Origin of the sequence: Kitasatospora sp. NPDC096204 (genome assembly GCF_044763205.1) — a bacterium.
Classification (GTDB): domain Bacteria; phylum Actinomycetota; class Actinomycetes; order Streptomycetales; family Streptomycetaceae; genus Kitasatospora.
Window position 1 is genome coordinate 70,717 of sequence record NZ_JBIWFT010000003.1, and the last position, 23,832, is coordinate 94,548.

Below are 23,832 nucleotides of genomic sequence, written 5' to 3' on the forward strand. Positions count from 1 at the left end.
CGGATGCAAGAAGGGGTCGCCCCGGGCCGAATTCCGTCAAGCCCGGGTTGACCCCTCCCCCACCTCAGCGGCCGTTCACCAGGTGCTCCACGGCGCGTTCCAGCCGCTCAGCCCGTTCGACGGGTCGAGCGTCTCCTTCCTCGTCGAGTTCTTCACGACCATCACGTCGCCGACCAGCGTGCCGTCGTAGAACTTGCCCATCGAGGTGTTGGCGCCGCCGCCCTGGACGTCCTTGAGGCCCACGCAGCCGTGGCTGACGTTGTCCTCGCCGAAGGTGCTGCTACTGCTCCAGTAGTTGCCGTGCACGTACGTGCCGGAGTCGGTGAGCCGCATCGAGTGCGGGACCTGGAGGTCGTACGGCGCACCGGTCATGCCGGGCAGGGTGCTGGACTGCATCCGCACCACGCCCTCCTTGGACATGACCACCATCGTCCCGTTCCAGGTGGGGTGTTCGGGCGCGCCGGCACTGATGTCGATGTCACTCGTCTGACCTGCAGATACGACCGTCATCTTGTGCGTCGCGGCGTCAACCGTCGAAATCTGGGACCGCCCGATCGTGAAGGGCTCGTCCCGGTCCCCGCCGTACACCCCGGGGGCGATCTCGACGCTCTTGAGGCGGTAGTGCACGACCACCTTGGTCCCGGGCGTCCAGTACTGCTCCGGGCGGAAGTCCAGCCGGCGGTCGCCGAACCAGTGGCCCTTCACCACGGTGCCGTTGCTGGTCTCGAAGCTGATGCCCCGGGCGACCTCGTCCTTGTTCGCGACGTCCTTGCTGAAGTTCACCGAGACGATCATGCCGACGCCGTACGTCGCGTCGTTGTCCACGTTGTCCGAGGCCTTGGCGAGCGCCGTCGGGGTCAGCGTGGAGAAGCTGCTGTCCGCCGTGGCGACCGCGCCGTCGGCGTCCGCGGCCATCGCGCTGACCTGGTAGGCGGTGCCCACCTCCAGGCCGGCCGTGGGCGTCCAGGAGGCGCCGTCGGCGGAGATGGTGCCGGGGACCTCCTTGCCCGCCTTGTCGTTCACCTTGACGGTGGTGAGCTTGCCCCCGGTCGCGCCGATCTTCAGCGCGTTCGGCGCCACGTCCACCGAGCCCGGCCTGGGCTCGATGCTCACGGCCGCCTTGGAGACCTTCGGCGCCGTGCCGGTGGACGCCGCCGCGCTGGGCGCCGCCGCGGGCTTGGCACTGGCCGCGCCCGCCCCCAGATCGGCCTTGGCCGCACCGCCCGCCGCGCTCCCGCCGCCCCCGCCGCCCCCACCGCAGGCGGCCGTCAGCGCCATCGCGCCGCCGACCAGACCCACCGCCACCACTCTGCGTATCGACCTCAACGTCGATCCCTCCCTCAGAAACCCCGTGATCCCCGTGAATCCGACGGACCCGACCGTCACACGCTCCGGGCCACCGGAAAGGTTGCGCCATTCGTGGGGCTCGTCGCCCCGGAAACCGCGGCGGCCCGACCCCAACGGGTGAGGATCGGGCCGCACGACGGCAAACTCGCCGCAAGGCCCGGAACAGCCGGGCCCGCTACCGGGAAGGGCCTACCAGGCGGCCCAGTCCACGTTCCAGCCGCCCAGCCCGTTGGAGGGCGCGACGGTCTTCTCCTTGGTGTTCACGACCTTGATCGGGTCGCCGACCATCGAGTCGTTGAAGAACTTGCCGGCGACGGAGGAGTCGCTGCCGCCCTTCACGTCCTGCATCGACACGCAGCCGTGGCTCGCGTTGGTCTTGCCGAACGGGCTGGCCCAGTAGTTGCCGTGCACGAAGGTGCCGGAGGTGGTCAGCCGCATCGCGTGCGGGACGTCCTTGATGTCGTACTCGCCGCCGAGACCCACGGTCTGCGAGTTCATCCGGGTGACCTTCTCCTTGGACATGACCACCATCGTCCCGCCCCAGGACGGCGTGGCGTCAGCCCCGAGGGTGACCGGCACGGTGGTGCTCTGGCCGTCCCGCTCGATGGTCATCTGGTGCGACTTGGCGTCCGCGGTGGAGACCATCGACCGGCCGATGGTGAACGGCTCGTCCTTGTCCACGTCGCCGTAGATGCCGGGGGCGACCTCGACGTTCTTCAGCCGGTACTTGACGGTCACCTTGGTGCCCGGCGCCCAGTACTTCTCCGGACGGAAGTCCACCCGGCGGTCGCCGAACCAGTGGCCCTTGACCACGGTGCCGTTGTTGGACTCGATGCTGATGCCCTTGAGGACGGCGTCCTTGTTCTTGACGTCCTTGTTGAAGTTCACCGAGACGATCATGCCGACGCCGTAGGTGGCGCCGTCGCTGATGTTGTCGTTGGTGGAGACCTTCTTCTCCGGCGTCAGCGTGGTGAAGGTGGTGGTGGACGCGGCCACCAGCCCCTCCGCGTCCTTGGCCTGCGCGTTCACCTTGTACACCATGCCGACGGCGAGCGCCCCCGCGGGCTTCCAGCCGGTGCCGTCCGGGGTGATCGCGCCCTCGACCGGCTTGCCGTCCTTGTCGGTCACCTCGACCGTGCTGAGCTTGCCGTTGGAGACGGCCACCTCCAGCCCGTTCGGCGCGACGTCCTGGGCGCCGTCGGCCGGCTGCACGGCGAACACCGCGGCCGAGGGCTTCGGCGTCGCCGAGCCGCCGCCCGCGTCCGCCGCCGGCGCGGAGGCCGCGTTGCCGCCGCCGGTACCCCCCGAGCCGCCGCCCTTGTCGTCGTTGCAGGCGGCCGTCAGCAGCAGCACCCCGCCCATGACCAGCGCCATCGCACTCCGGCGCCCGTAGCGGTTGGTGGTGCGTATCGCTGCGCCGACCGTCGTACCCGTCTTCACGGTTTCTCCCCTCCCGGTATTTCACTCACTTGACGCGTTGAGTGCCCCCATGAGTTGCACCGTCCGGCCGATCTTTCCGGCCGGATCCCGGACGCGCCGGAGCAGGATAGCTAAGCCGTCCGAGTGAATCCTGAGAGGAGTCGGGTTGACGAGAAGTGAAGGTTCGGAGGAGGCCTACGGAACCGGCCGCAGCGCGCTCCCGGCCACCCACTGGTCCCAGGGCACGTTCCAGCCGTTGAGCCCGTTCTGCGGCGGCACGAAGTCCCCGGCGGAGGCCTTCACCTCCAGCACGTCCCCCGGGACGGTGTGCTCGAACAGCCAGCCCGCCGGGGAGTCCTTGCTCGCTCCGCCCTTGGCGTCGGCCAGCCCGATGCAGCCGTGGCTGGTGTTGGTGGTGCCGAACACCTCGGGATCCGCCCAGTAGTTGCCGTGCACGAAGGTGCCGGAGGTGGTCAGCCGCATCGCGTGCGGGACGTCCTCGATGTCGTACTCGTCGCCCATGCCGACGGTCTGCGAGCTCATCCGGGTCATCCTGTACTTCTCCGACACCACCATCACCCCCCGGTAGGTGGAGTGGTCGGGGCTGCCGCCGGAGATCTTCAGCACCCGGACCACCTGGCCGCCCCGGCCCGCCCGGACGGTCATGGTGTGGGCGTCCAGGTCGACGGTGGAGACCTGCGCCCGGCCGACGGTGAAGTGCAGGTCCCGGCTCTGCGTCCCGAACGCCCCCGGCGCCCCCTGCACGTCCTTGAGCCGCAGCGCCACCGTCACCCTGGTGCCCGCCGCCCAGTACTGCTCCGGACGGAAGTCCAGCCGCTGCCCGTCGAACCAGTGCGCGGCCACCGGCACCGGCGGGTCGGCGACGACCTGGACGGCCTTCTCCACCGCCGCCCGGTCGGTGATCGGACGGCTGAAGCGCAGCGAGACCGGCATGCCGACGCCGACCGTGGAGCCGTCCTCCGGGGTGAAGAACGCCACGAAGGTGTGCGCCCGCGCGACGGTCGTGAACGCCGAGTGCCAGGCCGCCTTGCGCCCCTGGTCGTCCTCCGCGACGGAGTCCAGCGTGAACGCCGTCCCGAGCGGCAACGGCCCGTCAGGCACCCAGCCGCCGCCGTCGGCCGCGATCGTCCCCGGCACCTCGGCGCCCTTGCCGTCCGCCAGCCGCACGGACACCAGCCGCCCCTGCGTCACCGCCACCCGGACGGCGCCCTCCGGCTGCACGTCCTGCGCCCCGTCGGCCGGCTGCACCGCGAGCACCGCCCGGGACGGCGCCGCCGGCACCGCCCGCGCACCGCCCTCGGCCGCGTCCCCCTCCGACACCCCCGCCGGACCACCACAACCCGCCAGGACGACCAGACAGCAGGCCACCGCCGCCACGCCCCGCGCCCACACCCGTCCTCGGCGCCGCATCCCGGGGCCCCTCCCACTGTTCACAACCGACGCCCGGAACAACGATGGCCCTCGACAGGGGGACACGCCGATCACCCGGAATCCCCCGACCCACAAAAACCCCCACCGCTTCTGCCGGACGCAATCCGGGAAAGAAAAGGTGAATGGACCCGGAACACCCCGCCCAGGAAGGCCACCGCCATGGCGTCGGCACCGCACCTGAACCCCGGCAACTGGCAACCCCTGGGCGCCCGCCTCCGCACCGACCGCCGAGGCCGCCGGGGCACCGACTTCGCCCTCTGGGCGGCCGGCGCCGAAGCCGTGGAACTCTGCCTGTTCGACGAGGAGGGGCACGAGACCCGCCACCCCCTCACCGAGCAGGACGCCGAGGTCTGGCACGGCTTCCTCCCCGGCGTGCTCCCGGGCACCCGCTACGGCTTCCGCGTGCACGGCCGCTGGGACCCGTGGACCGGCGCCCGCTGGAACCCCGCCAAGCTGCTGCTCGACCCGTACGCCCGCGCCGTCGACGGCTGTTACACCTCCCACGACGCCGCCTGCGCCGCCGTCCGCAACTGGCCCGAGGCGGACGTCGCCGACACCGTCCGGGACAACCGCGACTCCGCGCCGTACGTCCCGAGATCGGTGGTCGTCCACGACGACGGCCTGACCGACGGTGCCCAGGACGACGACCGGCGCCCGAACACCCCCTGGTCCGAGACGGTCCTCTACGAGCTCCACGTGCGCGGCTTCACCATGCGCCACCCGGAGATCCCCCCGCACCTGCGCGGCACCTACGCCGGCCTCGCCCACCCCGCCGCCCTCGCCCACCTCACCCGCCTCGGCGTGACGGCCGTCGAGCTGCTGCCCGTGCACCAGTACGCCAGCGAGGACCACCTCCAGGCCCGCGGACTGGTCAACTACTGGGGCTACAACACGATCGGCTACTTCGCCCCGCACGCCGGCTACTCCGCCTCCGGCTCCCGCGGCGGCCAGGTCGGCGAGTTCAGGCGGATGGTCCGCGCCCTGCACGCCGCCGGGATCGAGGTGATCCTCGACGTGGTGTTCAACCACACCGCCGAGGGCGGCGCCCTCGGCCCGTCGCTCTCACTGCGCGGCATCGACAACGCCGCCTACTACCGCCTCCCGCCCAACCACCCGCGCGGCTACGCCGACTACACCGGCTGCGGCAACACCCTGGACACCCGCCGCCCGCAGGTGGTTCGGCTGATCACCGACTCGCTGCGCTACTGGGTCACCGAGATGGGCGTGGACGGCTTCCGCTTCGACCTCGCCGCCGCCCTGGCCCGCGGCGGCCCGAGCGGCGGCGACGCCGTCGACATGGACCACCCCTTCCTCACCGCCGTCTCCCAGGACCCGCTGCTCGGCCGGGTGAAGCTGATCGCCGAGCCCTGGGACGTCGGCCCGGGCGGCTACCAGGTCGGCGGCTTCCCCCCGCTGTGGGCCGAGTGGAACGACAGGTACCGCGACACCGTACGGGACTTCTGGCGCGGCGCCCGCCCGGACGTGCGCGAACTCGGCTACCGCCTCTGCGGCTCCTCCGACCTCTACCAGCGGGCCGGCCGCCGCCCGTACGCCTCCGTCAACTACGTGACGGCGCACGACGGTTTCACCCTGCGCGACCTCGTCTCCTACGACCGCAAGCACAACGGGGCCAACGGCGAGGACAACCGCGACGGCACCGACGACAACCGCTCCTGGAACCACGGCGCCGAGGGCGAGACGACCGACCCGGCGGTCAACGCGCTGCGGCTGCGCCAACTGCGCAACCTGACGGCCACCCTGCTGCTCTCCGCCGGCGTCCCGATGCTCACCGCCGGGGACGAACTGGGCCGCACCCAGGGCGGCAACAACAACGCCTACTGCCAGGACAACGAGGTCGGCTGGCTGGACTGGTCCCTGCTGGAGCAGCCCGGCTGGCAGGAGCTGTGCGCGTTCACCGCCCGGCTGGTCCGGCTGCGCCGGGCCCACCCGGTGCTGCACCGGCGGGCGTTCTTCTCCGGCCGGGCCACCACCCCGGGCGGCCGGCCCGACCTCACCTGGTTCACCCCGCACGGCACCGAGATGACCGAGGCCGACTGGTTCGCACCCACCGCCTGCCTCGGCATGCTGCTCTCCGGCACCGCGCTGCCCGACCGGGACGAGGACGGGCCCGCGCCCGGCGACGACAGCTTCCTGCTGATGCTCAACGCGGGCCACGAACCGGTGGTGTTCACCCTGCCCGGCGAACCCTGGGCGCCGGCGGCGGCCCCGTACGAGAGCGTGGTCGACACCGCGGACCCGGGCGCGGGCGGCACCGTCGCCGCGGACGGCGCCGTCGTCCTGGGCGGGCGCTCGCTGCGCCTGCTCCGCTCCCCCGCCCAGGAGACGTAGGCATCAGCTGCCGGCGTGCCCGACCTCGACGTTCTCCAGCACACCGATCGCGTCCGGCACCAGCACCGCAGCCGAGTAGTAGGTGCTGACCAGGTACGAGGCGATCGCCTTCTCGTCGATGCCCATGAACCGGACGTTCAGGCCCGGCTCCACCTCGTCCGGGATGCCGATCTGGGTGAGGCCGACCACGCCCTGGTTGTCCTCGCCGACGCGCATCGCGATGAACGCGCTGGTCTGCTGGTCGGACACCCGGATCTTGTTGCACGGGAAGATCGGCACCCCGCGCCAGGTCGGCCGGTGCCTGCCGAGGACGTCGACCGTGGACGGGTAGACGCCGACCCGGTTGCACTCCCGCTCGAAGGCCGCGATCGCCCGCGGGTGGGCGAACAGGAAGTCGGTGTCGCGGCGCATGCTCAGCAGCTCGTCCAGGTCGTCCGGGGTGGGCGCCCCGGTGCGGGTCTGGATCCGCTGGTCGAAGTCGGCGTTGCCGAGCAGCCCGAACTCCGGGTTGTTGATGATCTCGTACTCCTGCCGCTCCCGCAGGGCCTCGATGGTCAGCCGCAGCTGCTCCTCGGTCTGGTTCATCGGCTTGTTGTAGAGGTCCGCGACCCGGGTGTGCACCTTGAGGACGGTCTGCGCGACGCTCAGCTCGTACTCGCGCGGCGTCAGCTCGTAGTCCACGAAGGCGCCGGGCAGCCCGTACTCGCCCCGGTGGCCGGCCGAGAGGTCGATCGCGGCCTCGCCGTGCTCGTTCTGCGCCTGCGCGGCGTCGGCGGCGAAGCCCAGCAGCTGCTCGCGCAGCGACTCGGAGCGGCCGATCAGCTCCTGGAGCACCGGCCAGGACAGCGCCATCGCGACCCCGGAGGTGGCCGCCTTCACGGTGTACGGCCAGGTGCCGCCGCCCTCGGTGATCGCCTCGTCGCCGAGGTGGTCGCCGTCCGCGAGCGAGCCCAGCACGGCCTGCTCGCCGTACTTGCCGGTGCCGATCCGGTCCACCTTGCCGTGCGCGATCAGGAACACCTCGTCGATCGGCGCCCCCTCCTGCACCAGCACGTCGCCCTGCGTGAAGTCCCGCTGCACGAACCGGCGGGCCATCTCGGCGAGCACCTCCTCGTCCTCGAAGCCGCGCAGCGCCGGCACCTCGGCCAGCGAGGGGGCGATCACCGTCACCGCGGAGCCGGTCTTCACGAAGCTGACCCGGCCCTGCCCGGGGGCGTAGCTCAGCCGCCGGTTGACCCGGTAGGTGCCCGCGCTGACCTGCACCCACGGCAGCATCTTCAACAGCCAGCGGGAGGTGATCTCCTGCATCTGCGGCTTCGACTTGGTCGTCGTCGCCAGGTTCCGCGCCGCGGTCGTGCTGAGGCTGAGCTGGGCCCGTACCTGCACGGTTGCGGAGCCGTGACCTGGGGTGGGCTCGGTCTCGACCGTCATCTGCGCGCTCCTGTCGCTTGCGTGTCAATGGTCATCCGTCAGGAGATGTAATCGGCCGATGAGCTGGCGCTCGCAAGAGGCGCGCGGCGCACTCGTCCCCGCACGAACGGATGTGCGCGCCCCCTGTTTCGCGCCCGCACCGCCCGTTCGGGTGGCCGGTTCTCGCCGGGCACCACCGACAGGGGCCGAAAAACCGGATGAGAAGTGACGGTCTCTCTGCCTACTCTCACCGCGATGGCCGAGAACAGACAAGACCCCGACGACCCGACCCCGGCAACCCCCCGAACCGACGCGAACGCCGCGAGAACCGCGGCCGGCCCGGCCGGGCCCGCACCGCACCACTCCGCGGTCCGCTCCCTGCTCCGCCTGTGGCCGTACGCCCGTGCCGTCCGCGGCCGGCTGGCCGTCTCGGTGACGGCCGCCTCGCTCGGCATGCTGAGCACCCTCGCCGTCCCGGTGGTCCTCGGCCTGATCGTGGACGGCCCGCTCGCCGAGCACGACCTGGCCGGCCTCTGGCCGCTGGTCGGCCTGCTGGTGGTCCTCGGCCTGGTCGAATCCGCACTGTTCTTCACCCGCCGGGTGGTGCTGGCCCGCCCGCTGGCCGGGCTGGAGACGGCCATGCGCGGGGACCTCTTCGCCAAGCTCCAGCGGCTGCCGGTCTCCTTCCACGACCGCTGGGGCTCCGGCCAGCTGCTCTCCCGGGCCACCGCCGACATGTACACCATGCGGCTGTTCCTGGCCTTCCCGCTGGTCTTCCTGGTCGTCAACTCGGTGATGTTCCTGGCCGGCACGGTGGTGATGTTCACCCAGGACTGGCGGCTCGCGCTGATCGCCCTGGTCCCGGCCGCCCCGCTGTTCGTGCTCACCCGGCGGTTCGAGGCCCACTACTCCGGCGCCTCCCGGCTCGCCCAGGACCAGAACGGGGACCTCGCCACCGTGGTCGAGGAGTCCGTCCTCGGCATCCGCATCCTCAAGGCCTTCGGCCGCCACCGCTCGATGGCCGAGCGCTTCCGCGCCCAGTCCCAGGAGCTGCGCGGCACCGAACTGCGCAAGGCGCACCTGCTCGCCAACCTCTGGGCGGTCATCGTCGGCCTGCCGGAGATCGCGCTCGGCTGCGCCCTCGCCGTCGGCGCCTACCTGGTGGCCCACGACGAGCTGAGCGCCGGCACCCTGGTCGCCTTCCTCTCCACCGCGCTCGCGCTGCGCTGGCCGGTCGAGTCGCTCGGCTGGCTGCTCGCCTACGCCAACGAGGCGGCCACCGCCACCGACCGCTTCTTCGAGGTGCTGGACGAGCCGGAGAGCCCCGACCCCGGCACCGCCACCGAACTCGCCGCCCCGGACGGCATCCGCTTCACCGGCGTCCGCTTCCGCTACCCCGACGCCCCCGAGGACGGCCCCGACCTGCTGGCCGGCATCGACCTGCACGTCCGCAGCGGCGAGACCATGGCCCTGGTCGGCGCCACCGGCAGCGGCAAGACCACGCTCACCGCGCTGCTCCCCCGGCTGTACGAGGCCACCGCCGGCACCATCACGCTGGACGGCCGGGACATCCGCGAACTGCCCCGGCAGCGGCTGCGCGAACTCGTCGCCGTCGCCTTCGAGGAGCCCACCCTGTTCTCCGCCACCGTCCGGGAGAACGTCCTGATGGGCGCCCCGGGCGCCGGTGAGGAGCAGCTGCGCACCGCCCTCGCCACCGCCCAGGCCGGCTTCGTCGAGAAGCTCCCGCAGGGCCCGGACACCGAGGTCGGCGAGCAGGGCCTGAGCCTGTCCGGCGGCCAGCGCCAGCGCCTCGCGCTGGCCCGCGCGGTGGTCGGCGACCCGGCCTTCCTGGTGCTGGACGACCCGCTCTCCGCGCTGGACGTGCACACCGAGGCGCTGGTCGAACGGGCGCTGCGCGAGGTCCTCGGCACCACCACCGCCCTGGTGGTCGCCCACCGCCCCAGCACCGTGCTGCTCGCCGACCGGGTCGCGGTGCTGGCGGACGGCCGGATCGTGGCCGTCGGCACCCACCAGGAGCTGCTGCGCGACTGCGCGCACTACCGAGAACTGATGTCGGGCGAGGCCGCCCCGGTGCCCGAACGGAGCAGCGCATGACCACCACCGCCGAACCCGTCAAGGCCGGGCCCGCCGAACCCGCCGAGGAGGAGCTGCCCCCGCCGCCCGCCGACGAGGAGGACATCCCCGTCCCGCCGGGCGCGCCCCGGGCGCTGCTGCGCTCGCTGCTCGGCCCGCACCGGGCCCGGATCGCCGTCGCGATGGTGGTGATCCTGGTCCAGCAGGCCGCGCTCCAGTCCGGCCCGCTGCTGGTCGCGGTGGCGATGGACCGCGGCATCCCGGCGCTGCGCGAGCACGACTCGGGACCGCTGATCGCGGTGGTCGCCGCCTACCTGTTCTGCGCGCTGCTCAGCCCGGTGCTGCAGTGGGTGTTCATCAAGATCAGCGCCCGGGTCAACCAGGACATCGTGCTGGAGCTGCGCGGCCGGATCTTCCGGCACGCCCAGCGGCTCAGTCTGGACTTCCACGAGCGCTACACCTCGGGCCGGATCATCTCCCGCGCCACCAGCGACATCGACGCGCTGCGCGAGCTGCTCTCCGAGGGCCTGCAGGAGCTGCTGACGGTCTTCCTGTCCGTCTGCTACATCTCGGTGCTGCTGCTGGTGCTGGACTGGCAGCTCGGCCTGGTCTCGCTGGCGGCCTTCCTGCCGCTGGCCCTGATCGCCCGCTCCTTCCGCCGCCGCTCGCGCCGGGTCTACCGGCGCTCGCGCACCTCGGCGGCCTCGCTGATCGTCCGCTTCACCGAGACCATGAACGGCATCCGCCCGGTGCAGGCCTTCCGCCGGGAGAAGGCCAACGACGCCGCCTTCGCCGTGGTCAACAAGCAGTCCGCCACCGCGACGGCGGACGGCCTGCTGGAGATCGCCCGCTACGTCGGCCTCTCCCGCGCCACCGCCAACCTGTGGACCGCCGGCGTGGTGCTGCTCGGCGCCTACCTGGTCGTGGACGACGCGCTGGAGCTGGGCGTGCTCACCGCCTTCGCGCTCTACCTGCGCCGGCTCTTCGACCCGATCGACCAGCTGGCGATGTTCCTCAACAGCTACCAGTCGGCCGCCGCGGCCCTGGAGAAGATCTCCGGCCTGCTCGCCCACGAGCCGAGCGTCGCCGAGCCGGCCGAGCCCACCGGGCTGCCCGAGTCCTCCGGCAAGGGCCGCGCCGTCTCCTTCGAGGGCACCCGCTTCGCCTACCGGACGGGCAAGGAGGTGCTGCCGGTCTTCGACCTGCTGATCCCGGCCGGGCAGACGGTCGCGGTGGTCGGCGCGACCGGCGCGGGCAAGTCGACGGTCGCCAAGCTGCTGGCCCGCTTCTACGACCCGACCGACGGCCGGATCCGGCTGGACGGCGTGGACCTGCGCGAGCTGGCCACCCCCGAGCTGCGGCGCGGGGTGGTGATGGTGACCCAGGAGTCCTTCCTGTTCTCCGGCACCGTCGCCGAGAACATCGCGATCGGCCGCCCCGGCGCCACCCGCGAGGAGGTCGAGCGGGCCGCCCGCGACATCGGCGCGTACGAGTTCATCGCCGCCCTGCCGGACGGCTTCGACACCGACGTGCGCAAGCGCGGCGGCCGGATCTCGGCCGGCCAGCGCCAGCTGGTGGCCTTCGCCCGCGCGCTGCTGGCCGACCCCTCGGTGCTGATCCTGGACGAGGCGACCAGCTCGCTGGACGTCCCCGGGGAGCAGGCCGTGCAGCGGGCGATGCGCACCGTGCTGGCCGGCCGGACGGCCGTGATCATCGCCCACCGGCTCTCCACCGTGGAGATCGCCGACCGTGTCCTGGTGATGGATCAGGGCCGGATCGTGGAGGATGGCTCCCCACAGGAGCTGATCGACGGCTCCGGCCGTTTCGCCGCCCTCCACCGGGCCTGGCGGGACAGCCTGGTCTAGGGCCCGGCTCCAGGGCCCCACGAATGTGCCCGTCCGGGTGCGCCGTCACGCACCCGGCCGGGCCACCCCACTTCCCGAACAGGGGTACGGGCGCGACCGCCCGCACGGTTCACGACCGGACGGCCGCCCTCCGCCCACGCGGACGGACGGGCGGGCGGAGGGCGGCCGTCCGGGGGATCGACTCCGGGCTCAGCGCAGCAGCCCGGCGTCCATCCCGGCCGACTCGGCCGGCAGGGCGACCAGCCCCAGCTCGGCGGGCGAGGCCAGCCGCGGGTGCGCGGGCAGCACCCGGACGGTGTAGCCGAACGGGCCCGTCCGGCACAGCTCCAGCGAGCCCTCGTAGCGGGTGCGGCCGTCCAGGTCGGGCCCGCCGACCGGCTTGAGGGCGAGCAGGCAGGCGTCCGAGATCCGGTCCCGCTCGTCCACCCGGCCGGAGACCACCTGCACCTCGACGTCGCCCGGCTCCAGCGTCCCGAGCGCGACCTGCACCCGCAGCGCCAGCGAGCTGCCCAGTTCCTGCGCCTCGGCCGGGCAGTCCGCCTCCACGTGCTCGACCCGGACGGCCGGCCACGCCTCCCGGAGCTTCGCCTTCCAGGCCGCCAGCTCGCGCGCGCCGTCGCCGTGCTGCCCCGCCAGCTCCCGCTGGGCCTGCGCCGCCGGCGCGTACAGCCGTTCGACGTACTCCCGGACCATCCGGCCGGCCAGCACCTTGGGCCCGAGGGTGACCAGGGTGTGCCGGACCATGGCGATCCACTGCTGTGGCAGCCCGTCCGCGTCCCGGTCGTAGAAGCGGGCGGCGACCTGGTTCTCGATCAGGTCGTAGAGCGCGGCCGCCTCGATGTCGTCGCGCCGCTCGGCCTCGCCGCTGTCCGGGTCGAGCGCCCCGCCGCTCTCGTCGGCGGTGGGGATCGCCCAGCCGTTGCGGCCGTCGTACCACTCGTCCCACCAGCCGTCCAGGACGGACAGGTTGAGGCAGCCGTTGAGCGCGGCCTTCATCCCGGAGGTGCCGCAGGCCTCCAGCGGGCGCAGCGGGTTGTTCAGCCAGACGTCGCAGCCCGGGTAGAGGCGCTGGGCCATCGCCATGTCGTAGTCCGGCAGGAAGACGATCCGGTGCCGCACCGCCGGGTCGTCGGCGAAGGCGACCATCTGCTGGATCAGCCGCTTGCCGCCGTCGTCGGCCGGGTGGGCCTTGCCGGCCACCACGATCTGCACCGGCCGGGTGGGGTGCAGCAGCAGGGCGCGCAGTCGCTCCTGGTCGCGCAGCATCAGGGTGAGCCGCTTGTACGAGGGCACCCGGCGGGCGAAGCCGATGGTGAGCACGTCGGGGTCGAGCACGGAGCAGACCCAGCCAAGCTCGGCCTCGCCGGCCCCGCGCCGGTGCCAGGAGGCGCGCAGCCGGCGGCGGGCCTCCTCCACCAGCTGGGCCCGCAGGGTGCGCCGCAGCTCCCAGACCTCGGCGTTGCCGATCCGCTCCAGGCCGGTCCAGCGCTTGGTCTCGCCGGTGGTCATCGCCTCCTCGGCGCGCTCGGCGCCGATCTCGGCGGCGCCGAGCCGCACCACCGCCGGGTCGATCCAGGTGGCGGCGTGCACGCCGTTGGTGACCGAGGTGATCGGCACCTCGGCGGGGTCGAAGCCGGGCCACAGGCCGTTGAACATCGAGCGGCTGACCTCGCCGTGCAGGGTGGAGACCCCGTTGGCGCGCTGGGCCAGCCGCAGGCCCATGGCGGCCATGTTGAAGAGCTTCGGGTCCCCGTCGGACCAGCTCTCGGCGCCGAGCGCGAGCACCTGGTCGACCGGCACGCCCGGGAGCGCGGCGTCGCCGCCGAAGTGGCGGGCGACCAGCTCGCGGTCGAAGCGGTCGATGCCGGCCGGGACGGGCGTGTGGGTGGTGAAGAGGGTGCCGGCCCGGACGGCCTCCAGGGCGGCGGCGAAGTCGAGGCCGGTGCGGTCGTCGGCGATCAGTTCGCGGATGCGTTCCACGCCGAGGAAGCCGGCGTGGCCCTCGTTGGTGTGGAAGACGTCGGGGGCGGGGTGCCCGGTGAGCCGGCAGTAGGCGCGCACCGCCCGGACGCCGCCGATGCCGAGCAGCATCTCCTGGAGCAGCCGGTGCTCGCTGCCGCCGCCGTACAGCCGGTCGGTGACGTCCCGCTCGGCCGGTGAGTTGGCCTCGATGTCGGAGTCGAGCAGCAGCAGCGGGACCCGCCCGACCTGGGCCTTCCAGATGTGGGCCGCCAGGGTGCGGCCGCCGGGCAGGGCGAGGTCGACCCGGCTCGGGGTGCCGTCGGCCTCGCGTAGCAGGCTGACCGCGAGTTCGTCCGGATCGAGCAGCGGATAGCGCTCCTGCTGCCAGCCGTCCCGGCTGAGGGACTGGCGGAAGTAGCCGTGCCGGTAGAACAGGCCGACGCCGACGACCGGCACGCCGAGGTCGCTGGCGGCCTTGAGGTGGTCGCCGGCCAGGATGCCGAGCCCGCCGGAGTACTGGGGCAGCGCGGCGGCGATGCCGTACTCGGGCGAGAAGTAGGCGATCGCGGCGGGCAGCGGGGCGGCGTCGGAGTGCTGCCGGTTCTGGTACCAGCGGGGGCCGGTGAGGTACTCGCGCAGGTCGTCGGCGAGGTCGCCGAGTCTGCGCAGGAAGCGCCGGTCGGTGGCGAGCGCGGCCAGCCGGGCGGCCGGGACCTCCCCGAGCAGCCGTACCGGGTCCTCGCCGGTCGCGGCCCAGACCTCCTGGTCCACGGACCGGAAGAGGTCCCTGGTCTCGGGGTGCCAGGACCAGCGCAGGTTGAGGGCCAGCTCGTGCAACGGCTGGAGTTGTTCGGGCAGGACGGTGCGGACGGTGAATCTGCGGATTGCCTTCACGGCGTGAAGCGTAGCCTCGGCGGTCGGCCCGACAGTGCGTCAAGTGGGCTATTGGGCATCCGTTCGGGCTATTGATGAGATCGCATTCGGCGCATTGGTCTGCACGGGGGGCGCGCGAGGCGCACATTTCGGGGGCCCGCGCTACCAATACGTGAACTCTTCGGTACGGCTCCATTTCCGACCGCTCATCCGGTCGGGAGGAGGCCCGAAACTACTGTCGTACCGCTGCAAAAACCTTGTCACCGGTGCGAGGATGACCGAAGGCCGTTGATGCTGTGGGGAGTGCGACGACGGGTGGCGTCCCCCGCGAAGCAGCACGTCCGAATCCTTTTCGTGTTGACCGTTCCCGCCCTTCTTAGCCCATTCGGCGCTCACCGCGCACGGACGCGTGTCCTCGCGCCCGGCCCGCTCGTTCACGGGTGGACCGGGTCGGCCGGGGACGCGCCCCGCGCAGGCGTGCGCCGGGACGCGCACGGGCTCCGGGGCGCCCCGCCGCCGGCTCGGCGGGCGTCGGGCAGGTTGCCGGGAACAGCGGCGCGGGCAGGCTTCCGGTCGCACGTCCTCCCCACCCAGCAGTCCTCCGGTACTCCCCCGGCCCGACCCCGGCCCGCGGGGAGCTGCCGCCGATCTCGGGCAGGAGCTTGGCATGCACGGCGACACGCGGGACCAGTCCACACCGGTGGCCGAAGGCCTCGACGCAGCGGTCGCGGAATCCACCGGACGGATGGATTCTGACACTCGGACAGATCCGGCGATGCCGGCGCCGAGGACGTCCGGAGCGGTCCGTGGCGGATCCTCCGAATCCGAAACCTCCCCAGCGACCCGACACCCCGGGGTCGAGGAGGACCGGACGGCGGCACCCCGCAGGCGCACCACCACCACGCGCCGCACCACCGCCACCGCCCCGAAGGCCGGCGCCGCGAAGGCCGGCGACGAGTCCGCCGCCGCGCAGCCCCCGGCCACCAGGGCGCCCGCTCGCAAGTCCCCCGCTCGCAAGCCCGCCGCCCGCAAGACGACAGAGAGCGACACCGTGATCGGCCGCATCCCCGTCCTGGACGTCAGTCCCCTCGTCGACTCCGGCCGCCGCCCGGCCAAGGCCGTCGTCGGCGAGACCTTCCTGGTCACCGCGACCGTCTTCCGCGAGGGCCACGACGCCGTCAACGCCAACGTGGTGCTGCGCGACCCGCGCGGCCGCAGCGGCCCGTGGACGCCGATGCGCGAACTCGCCGAGGGCACCGACCGCTGGGGCGCGTACGTCACCCCGACGGCGCCCGGCCGCTGGTCGTACCTGGTGGAGGCGTGGAGCGACCCGGTCGCCACCTGGCGCAGGACCGCCTCGGTGAAGCTGCCCGCCGGGATCGACACCGCGCTGGTGCTGGAGGAGGGCGCCCGGCTGCTGGAGCAGGCCGCGGCCGGGGTGCCCAAGAAGGAGGGCCGCGCCGACGTGCTCGCGGCCGCCGACGCGCTGCGCGACCCGTCCCTGCCGCCGCTGTCCCGGCTGGCCGCCGCGCTCGCGCCCGGGGTGCTCGACGCGCTGACCCGCCACCCGCTGCGCGAGCTGCTCAGCGCCTCCCGCCCGCTGCCGCTCCAGGTCGACCGCGAGCGCGCGCTGTTCGGCTCCTGGTACGAGTTCTTCCCCCGTTCGGAGGGCGCCGTGGTCGACCCGACCGGGGTCGAGCCGCCGCGCTCCGGCACACTGCGCAGCGCCGCCGAGCGGCTGCCGGCCGTCGCCGCGATGGGCTTCGACGTGGTCTACCTGCCGCCGGTCCACCCGATCGGCCGAGCCTTCCGCAAGGGCCCGGACAACACCCTGACGGCCGGTCCGCACGACGTCGGCTCGCCCTGGGCGATCGGCTCCCCCGAGGGCGGCCACGACGCCGTCCACCCCGACCTCGGCACCATCGAGGACTTCGACCACTTCGTCGCCGAGGCGCAGGCACTGAACCTGGAGGTGGCGCTGGACTTCGCCCTCCAGTGCTCCCCCGACCACCCCTGGGTGAACAAGCATCCGGAATGGTTCAGCCACCGCACGGACGGCACCATCGCGTACGCCGAGAATCCGCCGAAGAAGTACCAGGACATCTATCCGATCAACTTCGACCAGGACATGGACGGAATCGTCAAGGAAACAATCCGGATCCTCCGGTTCTGGATGTCCCACGGCGTGCGGATCTTCCGGGTCGACAACCCCCACACCAAACCCGTGGTGTTCTGGGAGAGGGTGCTCGCCGACGTCGCCCGGACCGACCCCGACGTCGTGTTCCTGGCGGAGGCCTTCACTCGCCCGGCGATGATGCACACCCTGGCGAAGATCGGGTTCCACCAGTCGTACACGTACTTCACCTGGCGCACCACCAAACCGGAACTCACCGAGTACCTCACCGAACTCACCGGTGACGCCGCCGCCCACATGCGGCCCAACTTCTTCACCAACACCCCGGACATCCTCCACGCGTACCTCCAGCACGGCGGCCGGGCCGCCTTCGCGGTCCGCGCGGTGCTCGCCGCCACCCTCTCCCCCAGCTACGGCGTCTACGCCGGCTACGAGCTGTACGAGAACGAGCCGGCCCACCCGGGCTCCGAGGAGTACCTGCACTCGGAGAAGTACGAACTGCGCCCGCGCGACTGGAGCCGCACCGACACCCTGGCCCCGCTGCTGACCGTGCTGAACCGGCTGCGCCGCCGCCACCCCGCCCTCCAGCAGCTGCGCGACCTGCGCTTCCACCCCACCGACAACGACCAGGTGCTCGCCTACTCCAAGACCGCGACCACCCCCGAGGGGCTCACCGACCAGGTCATCACCGTGGTGAACCTCGACCCGCACCACGTCCAGGAGGCCACCGTCACGTTGGACGGCGACGGCCCGTACGCGGTGCACGACGAGCTCACCGGCGCCGTCTACACCTGGGGCCGGCACAACTACGTCCGGCTCGACCCCTCAGCCGAGCCGGCTCACCTCCTCACGGTTCGGAGGAACCCAGCGTGACAGTGAACGAGCCCGTCCCCGACACCTTCCCCGAGACCTCGAAGAAGAAGCTCGACCCCGAGTGGTTCAAGCGTGCGGTCTTCTACGAGGTGCTGGTGCGGTCCTTCCAGGACAGCAACGGCGACGGGATCGGGGACCTCAAGGGGCTCACGGCCAAGCTCGACTACCTCCAGTGGCTCGGGATCGACTGCCTCTGGCTCCCCCCGTTCTTCGCCTCGCCGCTGCGCGACGGCGGCTACGACGTCTCCGACTACACCTCGGTGCTGCCGGAGTTCGGCGACCTCGCCGACTTCATGGAGTTCGTCGACGCCGCCCACGCCCGCGGCATGCGCATCGTCATCGACTTCGTCATGAACCACACCAGCGACCAGCACCCGTGGTTCCAGGCCTCCCGCTCCGACCCCGACGGGCCGTACGGCGACTTCTACATGTGGGCCGACGACGACAAGCAGTACCCGGACGCCCGGATCATCTTCGTCGACACCGAGACGTCCAACTGGACCTACGACCCGGTCCGCAAGCAGTACTACTGGCACCGCTTCTTCTCGCACCAGCCGGACCTCAACTACGACAACCCCCGGGTCCAGGACGAGATGATCGCCGGGTTGCGGTTCTGGCTCGACCTCGGCATCGACGGCTTCCGGCTGGACGCGGTGCCGTACCTGTTCGCCCGCGAGGGCACCAACTGCGAGAACCTGCCGGAGACCCACGAGTTCCTCAAGCGGGTCCGCAAGGAGATCGACGCCAACTACCCGGACACCGTGCTGCTGGCCGAGGCCAACCAGTGGCCGGAGGACGTCGTCGACTACTTCGGCGACTTCGGCTCGGGCGGCGACGAGTGCCACATGGCGTTCCACTTCCCGGTGATGCCGCGGATCTTCATGGCGGTGCGCCGCGAGTCCCGCTACCCGGTCTCGGAGATCCTCGCCAAGACCCCGCAGATCCCCGGCGGCTGCCAGTGGGGCATCTTCCTGCGCAACCACGACGAGCTGACCCTGGAGATGGTCACCGACGAGGAGCGCGACTACATGTACGCGGAGTACGCCAAGGACCCGCGGATGCGCGCCAACGTGGGCATCCGCCGCCGGCTCGCCCCGCTGCTGGAGAACGACCGCAACCAGATCGAGCTGTTCACCGCCCTGCTGCTCTCCCTGCCCGGCTCCCCGGTGCTCTACTACGGGGACGAGATCGGCATGGGCGACAACATCTGGCTCGGCGACCGGGACGGCGTGCGCACCCCGATGCAGTGGACCCCGGACCGCAACGCGGGTTTCTCCTCCGCCGACCCGGGCAGGCTCAGTCTGCCGCCCATCATGGACCCGGTGTACGGCTTCCAGGTGACCAACGTCGAGGCGCAGCAGAGCAGTTCGAGCTCACTGCTGCACTGGACGCGTCGCATGATCGAGATCCGCAAGCTCAACCCGGCGTTCGGCCTCGGCAGCTACGCCGAACTGCCCTCCAGCAACCCCGCCGTGCTGGCGTTCGTGCGCGAGTACGAGGGGGACCTGGTCATGTGCGTGAACAACTTCTCGCGGTTCGCGCAGCCGACCGAGCTGGACCTGCGGCAGTACGGCGGGCGGTACCCGGTCGAGCTGATCGGCGGGGTGCGCTTCCCGTCGATCGGCGAGTGGCCCTACCTGCTCACCCTGGCCGGGCACGGCTTCTACTGGTTCCAGCTCCGGCAGCCCCCGCGCCTGAGCGGGACCAGGCGGTCGAAGTAACGATCCGTCGCACGCCGCGCACCAGCATGGACAGCACCACCAGACCCTCCGGGGGCGCGAGTTGACCCCCGCGCCCCCGGTGTTCTCTGCACCACCGCGTACGGAGAACAGCCCAACGGCCACCCACACGAAGGCGTGACACCCGAGCCGTGCTCGCGTGCCGCGACCGCCGCGCCGCCGCAATCCGGAAGACTGACGGACCCGGCCACGACCCGTCGGGCAGTCCGCGTGCTTCCGGGGAAAGGGAGCCATGTCCGAAACCTCCCGTTCTCAACCCCACCTCCAGGGCGACGCCCCCGCCACCGCGGCGGGCCCCCGGGGCACCGGGGCCCGGAGAACCACCCTGGGCGTCAGCGAACTCGTCCAGGCGGCCCTGCCACTGATCGCCGCGTGGCTGCCCACCCAGCGCTGGTACGCCGGCAAGGGGCGGCCGATCACCGGCCTCACCCCGGTGGTCGGCACCCCGCTGCAGGTCGGGGACCCGGCCCTGCTGCACCTGCTGCTGCGGGTCGAGCACGCCACCACGGCCGGCGCCCCGCACGGCGACATCTACCAGCTGCTACTCGGCATCCGCTCCGGCGGGCTCGGGGACATCGGGCCCGGCGCCGTGCTCGGCCGGCTCAGCCAGGGCCCGTACGACGGCGCGACCCTCTACGACGCGGTGCACGACCCCGAGCTCACCGGGCGGCTACTGGAGCACCTGGCCACCGGCGACCGCTTCGGCGCGCTGTCCTTCCGCCGCACCCCCGGCTCCGGACTGCCCACCAACCTCCTCGGCCGCGCCTCCACCGCCGAGCAGTCCAACAGCTCGGTCATCTACGGCACCTCGTACATCCTGAAACTGTTCCGCCGCATCCACCCCGGCACCAACCCCGACCTCGAACTCTCGCTCGCGCTCTCCCGGGCCGGCTCCACCCGCATCCCCCGGGTCGCCGCCTGGTTCGAGAGCCGGATGGAGCGCGCCGAGCCCGCCACCCTCGGGCTGCTGCAGCGCTACCTGCCGGACGCCGAGGACGGCTGGGAGCTGGCCCTCGACCAGGTCGGCCGGCTCAAGGGCGACCGCTCCCCCGGCAACTTCGCCATCGAGGCCCACCGGCTCGGCCGGGCCACCGCCGAGGTGCACCGGGTGCTGGCCCGCTCGATGCCGGTCGCCCGGCTCGACCGCACCCAGACCGGACGGCTGGCCGGCGCGATGGCCGACCGGCTGGACAGCGCCGTCGCCGCCGTCCCCGGACTGCTGCGCTTCCGGGCCGCGCTGCGCACCGCCTTCCAGCAGCTCGCCGACGCCCACCCGGACGGCCTGCCGGTCCAGCGCATCCACGGCGACCTGCACCTCGGCCAGGCGATGCGCACCCCGCACGGCTGGGTGCTGCTGGACTTCGAGGGCGAGCCGGCCAAGTCGGTCAACGAGCGCCGCGAGCCCCAGCCGGCCCTGCGCGACGTCGCCGCGATGCTGCGCTCCTTCGACTACGCGGCCGCCCACCTGCTGGCCGGCGGCCCGGTCGACCCGGAACTGGCCCACCTCGCCGCCGCCTGGGCCCAGCGCAACCGCACCGCCTACTGCGCCGGCTACACCGCCGGCGGGGGCGCCGATCCGGCCGCCTCGCCGGAGCTGATGCGGGCGCTGGAGATCGACAAGGCGGTGTACGAGGTGGTGTACGAGGCCCGGCACCGGCCGAGCTGGCTGCCGATCCCACTGGCCGCGATCAGCCGACTGGCCCTGCCCGTCTGAGCCCCGCTTCCCGACCGCCGCTACCCGAGCCCCGCTTCCCGAGCCCAGCTTCCTGACCACCGCTTCCTGACCACCGCTTCCTGTTCCGCCCGCAGGAGTTCGCCCACCCCCGTCGCAGGAGGACCCCGCCGTGACGCCGATCGACCCGACCGGCCGCCCCACCCGCTCCGTACCGGCCACCTTCCTGGCCGGACCGCTCCCAGCCGAAGGGCGGGCAGCCGAAGGGCGCGCCGGCCGCGGGCGCGGGGCACACCGGGCGGCCGAGGAGGAGGGGGGCGCCGGCACCGGCGCGGAGCCCCCGACAGCCCTCCCACCCGCCGCCACGGGCCCCCTGGGGCCCGGGCGTCCGACCCCCGCCGGGGCGCTGCGGCTGCCCGAGGCGCCGCTGCCGCCGGCCGAGGTCGACCGGCTGGTGGGCGGGCAGCACCACGACCCGCACGCCCTGCTCGGCGCGCACCCGGTGCACGGCGGCACGGCGATCCGGGTGCTGCGCCCGTTCGCCGAGCGGGTGGTCGTCGAGACCTCCCAGGGGCCGGCCGAACTCACCCACCAGCAGGGCGGGTTGTTCACCGGACTGATGGCCGGCGGCGACCTCCCCGAGTACACCCTGCTGGTCACGTACCCCGGCGGCGAGCCGCTGCGCCAGTACGACGGCTACCGCACCCCGCCCACCCTCGGCGAATTCGACCTGCACCTGATCTCCGAGGGCCGGCACGAGCAGCTGTGGCGGGCGCTCGGCTCGCACGTGCGCACCGTCGACGGGGTGCCCGGCACCGCCTTCGCGGTCTGGGCGCCGAACGCCGTCGGGGTGCGGCTGATCGGCGACTTCAACCACTGGGACGGCACCGGGCACCCGATGCGCTCGCTCGGCTCGTCCGGGATCTGGGAGCTGTTCGTCCCCGGCCTGGCCGAGGGCACCACCTACAAGTACGAGGTGCACACCCGGCAGGGCTGGGTGCTGGACAAGGCCGACCCGCTGGCCCGGGCCGCCCAGTGCCCGCCCGGCACCGCCTCGGTGGTCACCTCCTCCGGCCACGTGTGGCGGGACGGCGAGTGGATGGCCCGCCGGGCCCGCGCCGCGCACCACCGGGCGCCGATGTCGGTGTACGAGCTGCACCTGCCGTCCTGGCGGCCCGAGCTCACCGACTACCGCGCCATCGCCGAGGAACTGCCTGGCTACCTCAAGGAGTTGAACTTCACCCACGTGGAGTTCATGCCGGTGATGGAGCACCCCTTCGGCGGCTCCTGGGGCTACCAGGTGTCCGGCTACTACGCCCCCACCGCCCGGCTCGGCGGCCCCGACGACTTCCGGTACCTGGTGGACACCCTGCACCGGCACGGCATCGGCGTGATCGTCGACTGGGTGCCCGCGCACTTCCCCAAGGACGACTTCGCGCTCGCCCGCTTCGACGGCGAGCCGCTGTACGAGCCGGCCGACCCGCTGCGCGCCGAGCACCCGGACTGGGGGACGCTGGAGTTCGACTACGGCCGCAAGGAGGTGCGCAACTTCCTCGTCGCCAACGCGGTGTACTGGTGCGAGGAGTTCCACATCGACGGCCTGCGGGTGGACGCCGTCGCCTCGATGCTCTACCTCGACTACTCCCGCGAGGGCGGCGACTGGACGCCCAACCGGTACGGCGGCCGGGAGAACCTGGACGCGGCCGCCTTCCTCCAGGAGATGAACGCCACCGTCTACCGGCGCTGCCCGGGCGTGATCACCGTCGCCGAGGAGTCCACCGCCTGGAACGGGGTCACCCGCCCCACCGACGCCGGCGGCCTCGGCTTCGGGCTGAAGTGGAACATGGGCTGGATGCACGACTCGCTGGTCTACATGTCCAAGGAGCCGGTGCACCGCAAGTACCACCACAACGAGATCACCTTCTCGATGGTGTACGCCTACTCCGAGAACTACGTCCTGCCGATCTCGCACGACGAGGTGGTGCACGGCAAGCAGGCGCTGGTCTCCAAGATGCCCGGCGACTGGTGGCAGCAGCGCGCCAACCACCGTGCCTACCTCGGCTTCATGTGGTCCCACCCGGGCAAGCAACTGCTGTTCATGGGGCAGGAGTTCGCCCAGGGCTCGGAGTGGGACCACGAGCAGGGCCCGCAGTGGTGGGTGCTCGACGAGCAGTGGCCGGCCCACGAGGACCACCTCGGGGTGCGCCGGCTGGTCCGCGACCTCAACCGGTGCTACCTCGACACCCCGGCGCTGTGGGAGCTGGACAGCGTCCCGGACGGCTTCCGCTGGCTCGACGGCGGCGCCGCCGAGGACAACCTGCTCTCCTTCGTCCGGTACGCGACCGACGGCTCGCCGCTGGTCGCGGTCTGCAACTTCTCGCCGGTCGTCCGGCACGGCCACCGGGTCGGCCTGCCCCGGCTGGCGGGCCGCGAGCAGCTGTGGGAGGAGGTGCTGAACACCGACGCCGAGGAGTACGGCGGCAGCGGCGTCGGCAACTCCCACCCGGTCAAGGCCGAGCCGGTGGAGTGGGACGGCCAGCCCCGGTCCGCCGAACTGGTCCTCCCGCCGCTCGCCACCGTCTGGCTCCGCCCCGCCCGCTGAGGACACGCCCCGCCGAACGCCCCGGGTGTCCGCCCTTCCCG

At 72.5% G+C, this 23,832-nt stretch carries 12 protein-coding genes; 7 read left to right on the forward strand and 5 right to left on the reverse strand.

The features are described from left to right. Positions 1–75: 75 nt before the first annotated feature. The 3 genes from ACIQ87_RS03815 to ACIQ87_RS03825 form a co-directional block, all read right to left on the reverse strand. On the reverse strand, positions 76–1,326 hold the full coding sequence (locus tag ACIQ87_RS03815; RefSeq protein ID WP_402401077.1) for an Ig-like domain-containing protein: 1,251 nt from the start codon (positions 1,324–1,326) through the stop codon (positions 76–78). Positions 1,327–1,536: 210 nt separating this feature from the next. Continuing rightward, positions 1,537–2,787, reverse strand: coding sequence for an Ig-like domain-containing protein (locus ACIQ87_RS03820; RefSeq protein ID WP_402401080.1), 1,251 nt, complete (start codon positions 2,785–2,787; stop codon positions 1,537–1,539). 174 nt (positions 2,788–2,961) lie between these two features. Next, positions 2,962–4,197 (reverse strand): Ig-like domain-containing protein, encoded by a 1,236-nt coding sequence (locus ACIQ87_RS03825; RefSeq protein WP_402401083.1) that lies wholly within the window; start codon positions 4,195–4,197, stop codon positions 2,962–2,964. 180 nt (positions 4,198–4,377) lie between these two features. On the opposite strand from ACIQ87_RS03825, the gene glgX reads away from it, so the two are divergent. Further along, positions 4,378–6,567 carry a glycogen debranching protein GlgX gene (gene glgX / locus ACIQ87_RS03830; RefSeq protein WP_402401086.1) on the forward strand — a complete coding sequence of 730 codons (2,190 nt, stop codon included), beginning with the start codon at positions 4,378–4,380 and terminating at the stop codon, positions 6,565–6,567. Positions 6,568–6,570: 3 nt separating this feature from the next. Here the strand turns inward: glgX and ACIQ87_RS03835 are convergent, their stop codons facing one another. Next, positions 6,571–7,998 (reverse strand): family 2B encapsulin nanocompartment shell protein, encoded by a 1,428-nt coding sequence (locus ACIQ87_RS03835; protein ID WP_402401090.1) that lies wholly within the window; start codon positions 7,996–7,998, stop codon positions 6,571–6,573. Positions 7,999–8,232: 234 nt separating this feature from the next. On the opposite strand from ACIQ87_RS03835, the gene ACIQ87_RS03840 reads away from it, so the two are divergent. Both ACIQ87_RS03840 and ACIQ87_RS03845 read left to right on the forward strand, forming a co-directional pair. Beyond that, positions 8,233–10,092, forward strand: coding sequence for an ABC transporter ATP-binding protein (locus ACIQ87_RS03840; RefSeq protein ID WP_402401093.1), 1,860 nt, complete (start codon positions 8,233–8,235; stop codon positions 10,090–10,092). Then, a complete protein-coding gene (locus tag ACIQ87_RS03845) occupies positions 10,089–11,936 on the forward strand; it encodes an ABC transporter ATP-binding protein (protein ID WP_402401096.1) in 1,848 nt (615 codons plus the stop codon). The genes ACIQ87_RS03840 and ACIQ87_RS03845 overlap by 4 nt, the downstream gene beginning before the upstream one ends. A gap of 189 nt (positions 11,937–12,125) precedes the next feature. On the opposite strand, the gene glgP is transcribed toward ACIQ87_RS03845, so the two are convergent. Next, positions 12,126–14,792, reverse strand: coding sequence for an alpha-glucan family phosphorylase (gene glgP, locus ACIQ87_RS03850; protein WP_402401099.1), 2,667 nt, complete (start codon positions 14,790–14,792; stop codon positions 12,126–12,128). Positions 14,793–15,822: 1,030 nt separating this feature from the next. Between glgP and ACIQ87_RS03855 the strand changes: the two genes are divergently transcribed. The 4 genes from ACIQ87_RS03855 (at position 15,823) to glgB (ending at position 23,791) form a co-directional block, all read left to right on the forward strand. Next, positions 15,823–17,778, forward strand: a complete 1,956-nt coding sequence (locus tag ACIQ87_RS03855) for an alpha-1,4-glucan--maltose-1-phosphate maltosyltransferase (RefSeq protein ID WP_402401824.1) — start codon at positions 15,823–15,825, stop codon at positions 17,776–17,778. Continuing rightward, on the forward strand, positions 17,775–19,499 hold the full coding sequence (gene treS / locus ACIQ87_RS03860; protein ID WP_402401102.1) for a maltose alpha-D-glucosyltransferase: 1,725 nt from the start codon (positions 17,775–17,777) through the stop codon (positions 19,497–19,499). The genes ACIQ87_RS03855 and treS overlap by 4 nt, the downstream gene beginning before the upstream one ends. Before the next feature lie 250 nt (positions 19,500–19,749). Beyond that, complete coding sequence (locus tag ACIQ87_RS03865; RefSeq protein WP_402401105.1) at positions 19,750–21,231, forward strand: phosphotransferase; 1,482 nt, start codon at positions 19,750–19,752, stop codon at positions 21,229–21,231. A 130-nt stretch (positions 21,232–21,361) separates the two neighbouring features. Continuing rightward, entirely contained in the window at positions 21,362–23,791 is a 2,430-nt protein-coding gene (glgB, locus tag ACIQ87_RS03870; RefSeq protein WP_402401108.1) for a 1,4-alpha-glucan branching enzyme, read from the forward strand. Positions 23,792–23,832: the final 41 nt, after the last annotated feature.